Source organism: Pseudoalteromonas sp. MBR-15 (genome assembly GCF_053628915.1).
This window is the reverse complement of the sequence record NZ_JBRJHH010000005.1, coordinates 249,550-263,343: the sequence shown is the minus strand read 5'-3', so window position 1 is coordinate 263,343 and position 13,794 is coordinate 249,550. Positions and strand designations below refer to the sequence as shown.

Below are 13,794 nucleotides of genomic sequence, written 5' to 3'. Positions count from 1 at the left end.
GCTCATCCGCTTATAATGTTAAAAAAATGTATACATCGATTATAAGATTAATGAGCAAACCTTTTTCTTCATACCAGCATGCGCTTTTAAGCACAGTAATACTCGCTTTAGTAACGGCGTGTGGCGGTGGTTCAGAGCCACAAGAAACGCCCGTTACACCTCTGGTCACTGAAACACCGCAAAATCAAGCACCTCAAATCAGTGGGCAGTCACAAACGTTAAAGGTCGGCGATACGCTAAACTTTAACCCACAAGTGTCTGATCCAGATAATGATCCACTCACAATTTCGGTGAGCAACTTACCTAATTGGGTCAATTTTGATAAAGCAACGGGGGCGATAAGCGGTATACCTGAGCAGGCAGGCGTGTTTTCAAACATAGAGTTTAGTGTATCGGATGGGCAGTTATCAGCACAGCTGTTGATTGATATTAAGGTGGAGAAAGCGCGGGAAGAAAACACATCGCCAACGCTTACTTCAACGCCAGCTAATGCGAATGAAGGCCAAGCCTACGCTTATCAGCTCACATTTAGCGACGCACAAAACGATATGATTATAGTGAGTGACGTTGCACAGCCTGATTGGTTAATTTTTGATAATAACACTCAGCGCTTTTCGGGAACGCCTGCATTTACTGACCGTGGCGAGCAGCTCATTCGTTTTCGTTATTCAGATGGCGAAGTATCGCAGCTTGCTGAGCAAATATTTACTGTGACTCCTCGCGCTAATTCATTGCCTAACATTAGCCCACTCGCTGCAGAGGCGCGTGCAGAAAACGCATTTAGTTTAACGCTTACCCATAATGACACTGACAATGATGAGGTAAGCCTAACGGTGGCAGGTTTACCTGCATGGCTTAGCTTTAATGCGCAAACAAATACCTTATCGGGCACGCCTAGCGATGAGGATGTAGGTGAACTTCGGTTCACTATCACAGCCAGTGACTCACGTGAACACGCGAACTATGAATTTGTGTTAAACATAGTGCAAAGTTATGTGGCACAAGCTCTTGCATCGGGAAACGCCCTTGATGTGCCAAACAGTGATTTATTACTTGATGCGGCACTGAATGAAATTGACACTCACAAAGCGCGCTTTCAAACGATTAAAAATCGTTTATTTGGTTTAGACACACAGTCACCCTTGGATGCACTAAGCTGGTATCCAACATGGGATGCAACGCTGTTAAGAGCCACTTACCCATTTAATGAGCCCGTACTGTTAACCAATAATAGTTGGCAAGAAGGTTATGAAGCAAAAGTAAGAAACCTCGCCGTGGTGGGTAGCAGTGATGCACAGCGCGGCCGCTACCTCGTATTCGGCAGTAACCCGTATCGCAACACGATTAATGAGCAAATGCTCAGCTTTTTGAAAAACAGCCATAGCTGGCTTGCAGGCAGAGAAGCAACTGAAGAGCAGCCTCTTAACCTTGTAATGGCACAGCTTGATCAGAGCTATTATTTTCAAGACCGCATTCTCACTAGAGAATGGTTCGATACGCATTACAAGGACCGAGTTCGGTATAACGAGAAAGCCAGCTGTGATAACGATGCCTTAGCGGGGTGTTTAACTGATGACACCGATATATTAATTATCTCTCAGCATGAACGCGAAGGATTAAATATTGATAATGTGGTTGCAGCAGTAAAGCAGGCGCTAGCGAATGATATTGCCGTGATTTATGTTCAGCGCGATGGTAGTCAAACAGCGTTGGGTAACGCCTTGTTTGAGTTATTCCATGTCAGTGTTGCTGGTGATAACTATTGGCACCGATTAGAACTCGCAGAATGGAACCCAAGTGTAATCAGCAACAGCCTACCGAGTGATGTGCTCACCATTAAAGCCCTATTGAACCGCTTTAAAACAGGTGAATTCACTGTAGATTTAAGCACCTGTGATAACCGTAGTTGTCCGAGTGATAGTCAATACCAGCAACAATTCAGCGATGCAGCCACTAAAGTGAACTCATTATTTAGAGGCTTTGACCAAGCAAAAACCGATATTTTTGCAGAGCAAGGCTATCGCTTTTATCAATTATTAGCGCTGCTTGGCGATCATTATCGCCAAGATGTGCGTTTTCCGATGGATAAGATCAGTACTGATAATAATGCCTTTTTTCGCTCGTTATTTGCTGATCATGCGGTATTAAATGTGCGTAAAGTGAACCCAACCCAAAGTGATATGGGAAATTTTAGCCGCAGTGACTTTAGCCATGTAACGCCAAAAAGCGTGACAGTAAACATGCAAAGTAAAGCGCATTTTCGCTCAACAGGTGTGTATGCGCTGCCCGGGCAAACATTCTCGATAAAGCGCACCGACAACCAAGCCGTTAACACCAAGGTGTTTGTAAATACCTTACGTGATGGCGCAACGCACTATATGAGCAGTAATGGGTATAATCGTCCTGCTAAATTGCAGTCGGTGCATGTGCCAGTGACAAGCAATGAAACCGTGTACTTTACCTCACCCTATGGTGGGCCAATTCAAATTGCGTTCGATCAAAATGATTTAGACGTCAGCTTTGAATTTAACAATGTTGGTGAGCATCCGTATTGGCGAAGCAGCAGCGATGATACACGTTTTGCTGAGCTACTTGAAAAAGGCGACTACGATTGGGCCGAAGTAGCAACTGGCGGTTTTGAAGTACACTCAAAGCTTGAGAAAATGCGTATTTCGATCAACGAAGGTTACTGGCCAATTGCCTCTGACTTTGCCCATGCCGTGGAGCGTTATACTCATAACTACCCGCATGTATTAGCGGGTTTTAAAGGCCCTGGTATTGATGTAGTTACCGAAATTCATGACTTTGCCAGCGCACGCAACCTTGAAATACAGACCATTGATATTGTTAAGCACATGAATGCCGACCAACCCACATGCGGCTGGGGCTGCTCGGGTAACCCGTATGACGCAGGGTGGAATTTTAATCCGACTGGGCATGGCGATATTCATGAGTTAGGCCATGGTCTTGAAAAAGACCGATTCCGTATCGAAGGCTTTGGTGGTCACTCCAATACCAATTTTTACTCTTATTACAGTAAGTCTAAATTTGAAGATGAAACGGGATTCTCGGCGTCGTGTCAAAACTTGCCATTTGAAGGTTTATTTAATCACTTACAGGCCAGTCAGCAAACGGCTAACCCCTATGCTTATATGCAAGAGTTGGCAATGTCAGAGTGGTCACAAAGCCATGCAATTTACTTACAAATTATGATGGCGGCACAGGCATACAATACGCTTGAAAACGGCTGGCATTTATATCCGCGTTTACACATTATTGAACGGGCTTTTAATCTAGCTGATAACAGTGATGCTAATTGGCAGGCACAAAAAGATGGGCTTGGTTTTTCGAACTACAGTCTGTCGGAGGCACAGAGCATAGGTAACAATGATTGGCTATTAATAGCGTTGTCAGAAGTAACAGAGCTCGATTTGAGCGACTACTTCAGCATGTGGGGCATGGCAACCTCAGATAAAGCACGGCAGCAAGTGAAATCCAAAGGCTACACGGTGTTGGGCGATGTTTATTTTGCTTCTTCTGCGACAGGCTATTGCACAACGCTTAGTCATCCTATGCTTACCGTTGACGGGGAGCAAAGCTGGCCTGAATAACCAATAAACCTTGCTAAAAAACGCCTGCGATCATGAATGTTCGTGGGCGTTTTTGTACATAAGCTAGTGATTTTGTGAACAACTGCTACCTTTAGAGAAGACACGTTCCAACACGAGGTTCAATATGGCTATATCTGCAATACCTAAAGGTTACCATGCGGTAACGCCTTATTTGATTATTGAAGGTGCCACGAAGGCAATAGAGTTCTATAAGCAAGCGTTTGCTGCTGAACTGGTGATGCAAATGCCTTTACCAGACGGTGGCGTGGCACATGCCGAAATTAAAATTGCCGATTCCCACATCATGCTTTCAGATATGTGCCCCGATGTGCAGTTTAAGTCTCCACATCAGCTTGGTGGTACACCTGTGAGTATTATGCTGTATGTTGAAGACGTTGATGCTGTATTTGCCAACGCGTTGTCGCTGGGTGCAAAAGAGCTGCGCCCAGTTCACGATCAGTTTTATGGCGACAGAGCTGGGACCTTAGAAGACCCTTTTGGTCATATTTGGACCATAGGCACACACAAAGAAGATCTCACTGAGCAAGAGTTGATGCAGCGTATGAGCGAGTTGATGAGTAAAGAGCAGGATGCTTAGAATTAATTAGCGCAAGCAATCTGAACAACACTTTTCTGCGTATTATTAATAAAATCGTAGGGGAAGTGATGAAAAAGCGTGTTTTATATTGGCTGCAAAATGACTTAAGAATTAGTGATAACGTCATACTATCTGAACTTGAACACTTTAAAGGTGAACTTGACCTTGTTTATGTGATTGAGCCTAGGTGGTTTAAACAAAGCAATTATCAGCAACGGCCTGTTGGTAAGCATCGATATTGTTTTTTAATACAGAGCCTACAGGCTTTTTCTAACGCTGTGGAGGCGCTTGGGCAAACCTTACATGTGGTCACAGGTGAGCCCGAAGTGGTTATTCACGAGCGTATAAAAAAGCACGGTATTTCAACGCTTGTCTGTACAGAGCAAGTGGGCTATTACGAGCAAAAACAGCTTAATAAAATAACTGAGTTATGCCCAGAACTTGACGTTAAAACCTACCAGCAAGACACTTTATTTACAGCACCTGATTTACCGTTCTCAGTTGCCGATTTACCAAAAAATTTCACGGCTTTTCGTAAAAAAGTTGAAGCAGAACCTGCGGCTATTGCTGCACCGCGTGATGCGGTTTCGCGTTTGCCACACCCAGTGCAGCTTTGCCCAGCTCAACCAATCCCAGATGCAGTGACAGAGCCTGAAAGTGTGTCTGGTGGCTTGTTTGCTGCTCAACAACATTGCCAGCACTATTTTTCATCGCCCGCACCGGCCTGCTACAAAGAAACACGTAATGAATTAGACGGCTTCAGTAACACGACTAAGTTTAGTTTGTGGCTTGCGGGTGGGTCTATTAGTGCAAAACAAGTGTATGCTGAGGTTGAACATTATGAGCATATAAATGGTGCGAATGAGTCAACGTATTGGATTAAATTTGAATTACTCTGGCGTGAGTATTTTAAGTGGCATGCAAAGCATGTTGGCAGACAGCTATATCGCTTTAAAGGGCAGAAAAAAACGGCGCCGCTAACAACATTTAATAGTCAACGTTTTGCATCTTGGTGCCAAGGAACCACTCCTTTTCCACTGGTAAATGCAATAATGCATGAGCTCAATGAGACGGGCTATATTTCGAATCGTTCGCGGCAAATTGCAGCCAGTTGTTTGGTCAATGAGTTAGCGGTTGACTGGCGTTTTGGAGCGGCTTACTTTGAGCAACAGCTCATTGACTATGATGTCGCTGCGAATTGGGGTAACTGGCAATATATTGCAGGAGTTGGCGTGGATCCGCGAGGTGGGCGTCATTTCCACATTAATAAGCAAACGGCATTATATGACCCAACAGGGTGTTATATTCGCAAATGGCAAGGTGATAAAACAGTGAGTCGTGTTGTTGATATATACGATGCTGCAGATTGGCCCTTAAATGAGTAATTTTAATTTAAATCAAAAATCTAAATGTCATTTTTAGTCTTTTTTTATTTTGTTATCTAAAATAGAAATAAAGGCTTACTTTTTCACCGTGATCCAACTCAAAAGGTTAACTATGGCATTTAGTAAAGGATACGAGGGGATCCAGTCGAAGCTCGGAATAGACATCGCCCAGCTTATACTTGATAGTAGCGATGCGGGGATATGGCTATGGAATATAAAAACAGGTGAAACCATTTTTAATGAAAAATGGGCGGCAATTATTGGTTATAGTTTAGCTGACTTACAGCCGGTATCTATTGATACGTGGCTTGTGCATGCACACCCTGATGATCTCGAAAAATCGCATCGACACCTTCAAGCCCATTTTAGTGGCGAAACTGAGCGCTATATATGCGAAGTCAGAATGAAGCACAAAAAAGGGCACTGGATTAAAGTACTCGACAAAGGCCAAGTGCAAACATGGGATGAAGAGGGGGAGCCTGAATGGATGTTTGGCGTTCACATAGATATAACCAATCAGTGGCGAAAAGAGTGCGAAATAGAGTCTTTACATAACAAACTGCAAAAATTTACTGATAACTTACCGGGCCTTGTTTTTCAGTATGTAATAGATAAAAAAGGTCACGGTTCATTTCCTTTCACAACATCAAAAGTAATAGAAATTTATGGTTGTACGTCAGATCAATTGAAAGAGTCTGATGCTTTTGCCATGCAGGTAATACACCCCGATGATCTGCCTCGTGTGCTGACAAGTATTGAGCGCTCGCGAGTTGAATTATGTGACTGGCATCAAATCTATCGGGTAAATCACCCAAAAAAAGGGCTCATATGGGTTGAAGGTAAATCGTCGCCTATTGCGCGCCATGATGGTTGTTTTGAGTGGAATGGTTACTTAGAAGATGTCAGTGAAGAAGTGACGAGTAATGAAAAAATAAAATTGTTAACCGCCGTCTTTTCAACCACCAGTCGAGGAATTTTAATTACAACCCCAGAGCCACGCATTGTCGATGTTAACCCCGCATTTGAACAAATAACCGGATACAGTAAATCTGAAGTGGTAGGCCAAAGTCCAGCGATACTTTCAGCTAAAAAACAAGGAAAAGAAGTGTACCAACAAATGTGGGCAACACTACTGAGTAAAGGTCGCTGGCAGGGGGAGGTGTGGAACAAGCGTAAATCGGGCGAAATTTTCCCAGAGCTGCTTTCTATCGATGCTTTATATGATGAAAAAGGATGTGTAAGTCATTACATAGGTGCTTTTGATGACATTTCGCTGGCAGTAGAAAAACGTCAATTATTAACTGAGCTGGTTAATCAAGACCCGCTTACTAAGTTACTTAATCGACGAGGGTTAGATATTCAGTTACGTGCAATCACGCAAAGTACAACGGCAAATAACCCTAAGTTTGCGTTAATTTACCTTGATCTTGATAATTTTAAATTGGTTAACGACACCTTTGGGCATGAACAAGGCGATAGTTTATTGCTTACGATTAGCCAGCAGATAGCGTTACAGCTACGTGAGCAAGATATTCTTGCACGCATAGGAGGTGATGAATTTGTGATTGTACTACCTAGTTTAGCAAAGCCTGAAGTATGCGAAGAAATTGCATTGCGTTGTCAAAAAGCGGTGGAAGTAATTGCAAAAAACTATGCCACTGCCCAGCCTGTCAGCGCAAGTTTTGGTATTGCGCTGTATCCGCATCATGGCAAAAATGTGAAAGAGTTGCTTACCATGGCTGATAAGCAAATGTATAAGATGAAATCGATACCAAAATCGTTACCATTCGGTTGATATTTCAACACTGGGCAGTTTATTGAGTAGCGGCAATAGCGCCCGTTCTTTGCGCAAGTCATTACGTTCATCTTCTAAACTTTTACGCTCATGGTACAGGTTTTTACGCTGTTGATTATCGAGCTGATTACTGTTTAGTTCAGCACGAATAGTATGTAGCCGACGATCAATTTCTTCTATACGATCATCGATATCAATAAGCCGTTGCTGTACTTGGTAGCGGTCGTTACCTTCTTGCCATGCTTTACGAAACGCAGTGCTGTTACACACGCCGTTATAAGGCATGCCTTGCATGGCCAACGTAAAGCCGTTTTCGGGTTCACAATACACATTGAGACCTTGATCATAACCCGATTTATATTCGCTTATGTCTGCACGTACGCCAAACTCACTGCATTGTGCTAACGCATTTACGCCATCTTGGTATTGGGTGCCATTAACACCATGTTGATAGCCAATGCCATACCAATTTGCTTGCAAACATTCATCTTTACTCAGTGATGTACAACCCGTTAAAACAACCAAAGGCAAAAGAGGGTAAAGCCATTTTTTCATGTGTTTAAGGCTCATAAAAATACGAAATAAGTTCAATAAGTTTAGCGTGTTATTCGTTTTTTGGGTACGTTTAGTTTTATTTTAAAGCAGCTTATTGCCGGTAGGGTAAATAATACATAGCGTGGCTTTTAATAGAGTATAAAGGCCTTATTAAAAGGCCTTTGGTAACATTACAAAAGCATTTAGCGATTGTTTAGTTGTTGGTTGATCTCGTCAAAAATAGAGGCGTCATCAATCGTAGATGGAATGTTTAATTCTTCCCCATCGACTAATTGACGAAGGTTTTTTCTAAGAATTTTCCCTGAACGTGTTTTAGGTAATCGTTCAACATGCAGAATATTTTTCAAACAGGCGATTGCGCCAATTTGATGTCTAACAGCGTGGATTAACTCTTTTTCAACCTCTTTGCTATCACCGAGGTAATCATCTTTTAGAACGATCATCGCCATTGGCAATTGCCCTTTTAGTGAATCACTCACACCAAAAACGGCACATTCAGCAACGGCAGGGTGAGCCGCGACAATTTCTTCCATTTCCCCCGTGGATAGGCGATGACCCGCAACATTAATGACATCATCGGTTCGGCCCATAATGAATAAATAGCCATCGTCATCAATATAACCCCCATCACCAGAGAGGTAATAACCAGGGTACTCACTCAAGTAACCCGCTTTAAAACGCGCGTCATTTTGCCAGATAGTGGGTAAACAACCCGGAGGTAAAGGCAGTTTTATTACAACCGCGCCGTTTTCATTTGGTGCGCAACGCTCACCATTCATATCTAAAATTTGCACATCGAAGCCCGGTGTGGGCACCGTTGAACTGCCAGGTTTTGTGCCTAGCTGCTCAATGCCAATTGGATTACAAGCAATGGCCCAGCCTGTTTCTGTTTGCCACCAATGATCTAGCACCGGTAATCCCGTGTGCTCTTTAAGCCACTCATACGTCGGAGGGTCAAGGCGTTCACCGGCTAAAAATAAGCGTTCTAACGAGGAGGTATCGTATTTTTTAAAGCCTTCGGCTGTCGGATCTTCTTTTTTGATAGCCCTAAATGCGGTAGGTGCACTGAATAACGCGGTTACCTTGTGCTCTTCTACCACCCGCCAAAATGCGCTGGCATCGGGCGTTCTTATGGGTTTGCCTTCATATAAAACGGTGGTACAGCGATAAATAAGAGGTGCATAGACGATGTATGAATGACCGACTACCCACCCGATATCGGAAGCCGCCCAAAAGACCTCGCCCGGCTTCATGCCATAAACCGTCTCCATGCTGTAATGCATTGCAACTGCATGCCCCCCGTTTTCTCTCACCACGCCTTTTGGCGTGCCTGTGGTACCTGAGGTATAAAGGATATAAAGTGGGTCATCCCCATTTACTGCGACAGGCTCTATAGGAGCGGCTGCATCGCTGGCCGATTGCCAGTCAATATCGCGACCTGCTTGCATATCGGCTTTTGCTTGTTTACGCTGGTAAATAATGCAGTGTTCAACGTGATGCTTTGCGGTTTCAAGGGCTTCATCAAGCAGTGGCTTATATTCAATGACATGATTGATTTCGACCCCACATGATGCGCTAAGCACAAGTTTAGGCTTTGCATCATCGATACGCACGGCAAGTTCGTGGGGTGCAAAACCACCAAAAACCACCGAGTGAATAGCCCCTAGTCGTGCACACGCTAACATGCCAATAACCGCTTCGGGGATCATCGGCATATAAATAACCACGCGATCGCCCTTACTAACGCCCAATGAATGCATTAGGCCTGCAAATGTTGCAACGCGATTTTGCAATTCTGAGTAGCTGATTTTTTGTTTTGTGTTTGTAACGGGTGAGTCGTAAATTAATGCTGTTTGTTCGCCGAAACCGGCATCTACATGCTGATCAAGTGCTAAATAACAGGTATTAAGCGTGCCATCGGCAAACCAATGATAAAAATTGTTTTCATCGTTTTGATACGGTGCGCTGGGGGCTTTAAACCACGCAATACGTTTACTTTGCTCAAGCCAAAACTGACCGGGATCGCGCTGAAACTGTTGATATTGTTGTTGATATTCGCCCGACATAAAGAGGCTCCTATACTTTATTTGTGAGAGATTTATATCCGCTCCCCTTAAAGATGCAATGTTAAGTGCTATCACGTGGGAGCGTGGATATTTAAAATGTAGGCGCTTTTTTGGTTAAATAATATGCGACCTTGGTCTGCACTTAATCAAGGCCTGAGAGGCGATAACAGGGTTGTTAGCAGTGTTTTAATCTTAATAATTTTTTAATTAATAAGGTTAAAGTGTTGGTGTGAATGCGTGTAAGAATAAGCGTGCTTGTTGCAGCATAAAGTGAAAAACTAATGTGGTTTTTTACTGCGTGGAGCACCCAGCAATATACCAATATGGCATAGACACACGGCGAGAAATGCACTGATCCCCAAAGCCCCACCATAGCCATTTAAAAGTGGCACAAGATACTCAAAAAGAAGAGAAAAAAGTAAGGCTGCAATGGTAATGGTAAAAATACCAAAGCGTTTAGGGGCACTCATGCCAATAAAAGTGCCGCCAAAAAACGCCACACTGTATAAATCAGCGTGAGGGGTGATATAAACCATCACACAGTAAGCAATAATTGTTAACGAGGCCGAGGCGCGGATGCCGTCAAAGCGATTTTGTTGTGCAAGAAGATAGGTGCCAAATGCGGCAAATATTGACAGTAAAGTAATCGCGAGGTTCATAAAAACGCACTTTTCGTAAACATGTAAAGAGCCACACTGGCAAATGCGACACTGCCTAAGCGACCACCAAAACCAGCAAAAAGATTCATTGTCATGACATATAAGCTCGCACCAAAAAATGAAATTAAACCCAGTTCCCAGTAATTATTAATTAAACTTGATGAGCACATACCTGCAAAGCTGCCCGCATAAATAGCTGCATAGGGGTGAGATTTATACACGCGTGAAAAAGGAATAAAGGTGCCAATTAACCCAGTGCCAGCTGCGGCCACTACAATGGGAACATTGAATTTATCGTGCAAAATGAAGCTTAAAAAGCAGCCACAAAAGAAACAAATATACTTAACTAAAAAAAAGCTGAAATGATATGAAATGCGCTGAGTGCACAGTTTAGACATGTGGGGTTGTAAAGCGGACTTAAGCGATTTCATACTTACTTTTAGGTAGTTATAAAGGCGCTAATTTTCACATTTTATACTCATAAAGTACAATACGATAAGGCGCTGATTTACGCTCAGCGCCTTATTTTTTATATCGTATTGTTACTACTTATTCGTGTTTACGTGTATTTTTGGTGCCCCGAGTATGGTGGCCATAAAGAGAGACAATTAAAAAGCACAGAAGAGGAATAATAAATGAGCTGGCCGTATCCAATGTATCAATTAATGTTGCTTGGAGTAACGGTAAAAATGCACCCCCTAGAATCGCCATTACTAATCCTGCAGCGCCAATTTTTGCATCATCGCCGAGTCCCTCGAGTGCCGTGCCATAAATAGTCGGAAACATAAGCGATAAGCAGCCAGAAATACTCACAAGTGCCACCACTCCCAGTAAATTAACTTGAGTGATAACCAAAACACACAGTGCAGCTGCGACTAAGGCCATAATCCGCAGTAATTTAGCACCACTCAAAAAACGCATGAGCCACGTCATAATAAACCTAGAAATTAAAAAGACGAGCATCGAGTACTGTAGCACTTGACCCCCAGTGACTTCATTCGTTGTGAGTGCCTCCATGGTGTAACCGATAGTGTAGGTCCAGACACATGTTTGCGCTCCAACGTTAAAAAACTGCGCAACAACACCAAAACGATAATGCTTATTTTGATATAAGGTTTTAAAAGCGCTTGTTAAATTACGTGATGGGGTGTGGGAGTGCGTTATTGTTTTAGGAGATTTACTAAAAAAGATACACAGCCATAATAAGATTAAACAACCCGCCATCCCCACGTAAGGCACCATCACTGCACTGAGCTCACTGCTCACAATCGCCTTTAATTGGCTTTCACTCATGAGTGCTCGGTGTGCGTTATCGGCCTGATTTAAACTGGGTAAAATTAACGTGGCGGCCAGAAATACACCGATATTGGTGCCCACTGGGTTGAATGCTTGCGCCAAATTTAGGCGGCGAGTGGCCGATTTTTCGCACCCTAGCTGCATTACATAAGGATTTGCAGAGGTTTCTAAAATAGATAACCCGCCAGCCAGAATAAATAAAGCAAGTAAAAAGTGGCTGTATAGCATTGTTTGGCTCGCCGGATAAAACAACAACGCGCCACATGCGGCCATGGCTAAACCAAACAGCAGACCTGTTTTGTAATTAAAACGACGATTAATTAGAGCCGCAGGCAACGCTAAGCAAAAATAAGCGCCATAGTAACTAAATTGCACCAATGCTGATTGCAGCGCACTCATCGAAAACGTTTTACTGAAAACCTTTACTAAAGGATCGGTCATGTTTGCTGCTGTACCCCATGCAGCGAAACAGGTGGCGAGCAAGATAAATGGCCATAGCATTTGGCGCGATACAATAGCTGATTGTGTTGGCATAGATCACCAGATTGTTGTGTTCATATTGTTGTGGCCGATAGTATTCACGACTCCAGATAATAAATCAACATAGTTGATTTATTATTTTAACTAGCGGATAGTATGGCAAAAAGGTCTAATAGGTGGGTCTTTAACCGTATTAAGAAGGATGCTATGAAGCGTAGTTTATTGCCGACAAGGCGAAGTAATAATGAACGAGCTATTTTGAGCTTGATTAGGCAATGTGAAACGCTGCCCAAAGCACAAATAGCGAAAGCGCTCTCGTTATCTGCACAAGCTGCTACGGTGAATATTAATAAGTTGGAAGAAGATAAATTATTGCTTCGTGATGCCCCTGTAAAAGGGCGAGTAGGGCAGCCAAGTGTGCCTTTTCGGCTGAATCCTGATGGCGCTTTTAGCTTTGGTTTAAAGATTGGACGCCGACGTTTTGATTTGATTCTAATTGATTTACAAAGCACGCAAAGAGCCAGTGTATCCGTTGAGGTCAATGTGCCTAACATTGACGAACTTAAGGCTTTTTTGAAAACCAATATCCCACGGCTATTGCGAGAGTTAGGCTGTGACTTAAACACGCGAGTATGTGGTTTAGGAGTGGCAATGCCTTTTGATATTTGGCATTGGCATGCTGAAAATCCTGAGCAACAAGCGCAATTACTTGAATGGCAACATTTCGATTTAAAAACGTATCTAGAAACTGAATTTGAGCTACCTGTTTACATCAGTAATGACAATAATGCAGCGTGCTGCGCAGAGCTCAGCCTAGGTAATCGTCAAAATTACAGTGATTTTTTATATGTTTATTTGGGTGCGTTTTTAGGTGGCGCGGTCGTGATTAACCGCCAGCTTCTTGAGGGTAAAAGTGGCAACGCGGGCGCAATCGGTTCAATGTTAAATGCTCAGCATGAACAGTTGCTTACGTTATGCTCGTTGCTAGAATTACAAAAACAGTTTGACGCTGCACAGTTAAATTTATCGGTGTATCAGCTTACAAATAGTCAATTTAAAGAACATTATGCCCTGATACTACCTTGGCTTAAAAAGGCGGCTGAGGCGATAAGTGTGGCAATGCATCACAGTTTAAGTTTATTAGATATGCAGGCTGTTGTTATCGACTCACCGTTACCAAAAGACGCATTGGATGTTGTAAGGCAATTAACACTTGAAGCATTTGCACGCTTAGACAGCAGAGGGCTGCGTCTTTGTGACGTTAGTGTTGGGGTCTGTGGTGAAAAAGCGCAGTCAATAGGCAGTGCTCAACTTGCGCTTAGTCATCATTATTTTTGAGCAGCAATGAG

General features: G+C 43.1%; 10 protein-coding genes. 5 read left to right on the top strand and 5 right to left on the bottom strand.

All coding sequences use genetic code 11. The annotated features are described in order from the left end of the window. The first annotated feature begins 50 nt into the window (after nucleotides 1-50). The 4 genes from ACSSVW_RS09265 (at nucleotide 51) to ACSSVW_RS09250 (ending at nucleotide 7,389) form a co-directional block, all read left to right on the top strand. Nucleotides 51-3,611 carry an ImpA family metalloprotease gene (locus tag ACSSVW_RS09265; RefSeq protein ID WP_454179199.1) on the top strand — a complete coding sequence of 1,187 codons (3,561 nt, stop codon included), beginning with the start codon at nucleotides 51-53 and terminating at the stop codon, nucleotides 3,609-3,611. A gap of 124 nt (nucleotides 3,612-3,735) precedes the next feature. Beyond that, nucleotides 3,736-4,209: a VOC family protein gene (locus ACSSVW_RS09260; RefSeq protein WP_074988999.1), complete on the top strand. Its 474-nt coding sequence runs from the start codon at nucleotides 3,736-3,738 to the stop codon at nucleotides 4,207-4,209. Nucleotides 4,210-4,277: 68 nt separating this feature from the next. Continuing rightward, nucleotides 4,278-5,594 carry a DASH family cryptochrome gene (locus ACSSVW_RS09255; RefSeq protein ID WP_454179198.1) on the top strand — a complete coding sequence of 439 codons (1,317 nt, stop codon included), beginning with the start codon at nucleotides 4,278-4,280 and terminating at the stop codon, nucleotides 5,592-5,594. Between the two features lie 112 nt (nucleotides 5,595-5,706). After that, nucleotides 5,707-7,389 carry a diguanylate cyclase domain-containing protein gene (locus tag ACSSVW_RS09250; protein WP_454179197.1) on the top strand — a complete coding sequence of 561 codons (1,683 nt, stop codon included), beginning with the start codon at nucleotides 5,707-5,709 and terminating at the stop codon, nucleotides 7,387-7,389. On the opposite strand, the gene ACSSVW_RS09245 is transcribed toward ACSSVW_RS09250, so the two are convergent. From ACSSVW_RS09245 to fucP, 5 genes are all read right to left on the bottom strand, one after another. Continuing rightward, the gene (locus tag ACSSVW_RS09245) at nucleotides 7,375-7,944 is read right to left on the bottom strand and encodes a DUF2799 domain-containing protein (protein WP_083202730.1); all 570 of its coding nucleotides are present in this window, start codon (nucleotides 7,942-7,944) and stop codon (nucleotides 7,375-7,377) included. The two genes, ACSSVW_RS09250 and ACSSVW_RS09245, sit on opposite strands and share 15 nt — an antisense overlap. 182 nt (nucleotides 7,945-8,126) lie before the next feature. Further along, nucleotides 8,127-10,031 (bottom strand): propionyl-CoA synthetase, encoded by a 1,905-nt coding sequence (locus tag ACSSVW_RS09240; protein ID WP_454179222.1) that lies wholly within the window; start codon nucleotides 10,029-10,031, stop codon nucleotides 8,127-8,129. 257 nt (nucleotides 10,032-10,288) lie between these two features. Further along, nucleotides 10,289-10,669 carry a hypothetical protein gene (locus ACSSVW_RS09235; RefSeq protein WP_075593768.1) on the bottom strand — a complete coding sequence of 127 codons (381 nt, stop codon included), beginning with the start codon at nucleotides 10,667-10,669 and terminating at the stop codon, nucleotides 10,289-10,291. After that, the gene (locus tag ACSSVW_RS09230) at nucleotides 10,666-10,971 is read right to left on the bottom strand and encodes a hypothetical protein (RefSeq protein ID WP_075593808.1); all 306 of its coding nucleotides are present in this window, start codon (nucleotides 10,969-10,971) and stop codon (nucleotides 10,666-10,668) included. Before ACSSVW_RS09230 ends, ACSSVW_RS09235 begins: the two co-directional genes overlap by 4 nt. Nucleotides 10,972-11,218: 247 nt before the next feature. Continuing rightward, nucleotides 11,219-12,499 carry an L-fucose:H+ symporter permease gene (gene fucP / locus ACSSVW_RS09225; protein WP_454179196.1) on the bottom strand — a complete coding sequence of 427 codons (1,281 nt, stop codon included), beginning with the start codon at nucleotides 12,497-12,499 and terminating at the stop codon, nucleotides 11,219-11,221. Between the two features lie 153 nt (nucleotides 12,500-12,652). On the opposite strand from fucP, the gene ACSSVW_RS09220 reads away from it, so the two are divergent. Further along, complete coding sequence (locus tag ACSSVW_RS09220; protein ID WP_454179195.1) at nucleotides 12,653-13,783, top strand: ROK family transcriptional regulator; 1,131 nt, start codon at nucleotides 12,653-12,655, stop codon at nucleotides 13,781-13,783. Nucleotides 13,784-13,794: the final 11 nt, after the last annotated feature.

Excerpts from the sequence above, each read along its gene's own strand:
- ACSSVW_RS09265 (WP_454179199.1), top strand. The coding sequence starts at position 51 with ATGAGCAAACCTTTTTCTTCATACCAGCATGCGCTTTTAAGCACAGTA.
- ACSSVW_RS09260 (WP_074988999.1), top strand. The coding sequence starts at position 3,736 with ATGGCTATATCTGCAATACCTAAAGGTTACCATGCGGTAACGCCTTAT.
- ACSSVW_RS09255 (WP_454179198.1), top strand. The coding sequence starts at position 4,278 with ATGAAAAAGCGTGTTTTATATTGGCTGCAAAATGACTTAAGAATTAGT.
- ACSSVW_RS09250 (WP_454179197.1), top strand. The coding sequence starts at position 5,707 with ATGGCATTTAGTAAAGGATACGAGGGGATCCAGTCGAAGCTCGGAATA.
- ACSSVW_RS09245 (WP_083202730.1), bottom strand. The coding sequence starts at position 7,944 with ATGAAAAAATGGCTTTACCCTCTTTTGCCTTTGGTTGTTTTAACGGGT.
- ACSSVW_RS09235 (WP_075593768.1), bottom strand. The coding sequence starts at position 10,669 with ATGAACCTCGCGATTACTTTACTGTCAATATTTGCCGCATTTGGCACC.
- fucP (WP_454179196.1), bottom strand. The coding sequence starts at position 12,499 with ATGCCAACACAATCAGCTATTGTATCGCGCCAAATGCTATGGCCATTT.
- ACSSVW_RS09220 (WP_454179195.1), top strand. The coding sequence starts at position 12,653 with ATGAAGCGTAGTTTATTGCCGACAAGGCGAAGTAATAATGAACGAGCT.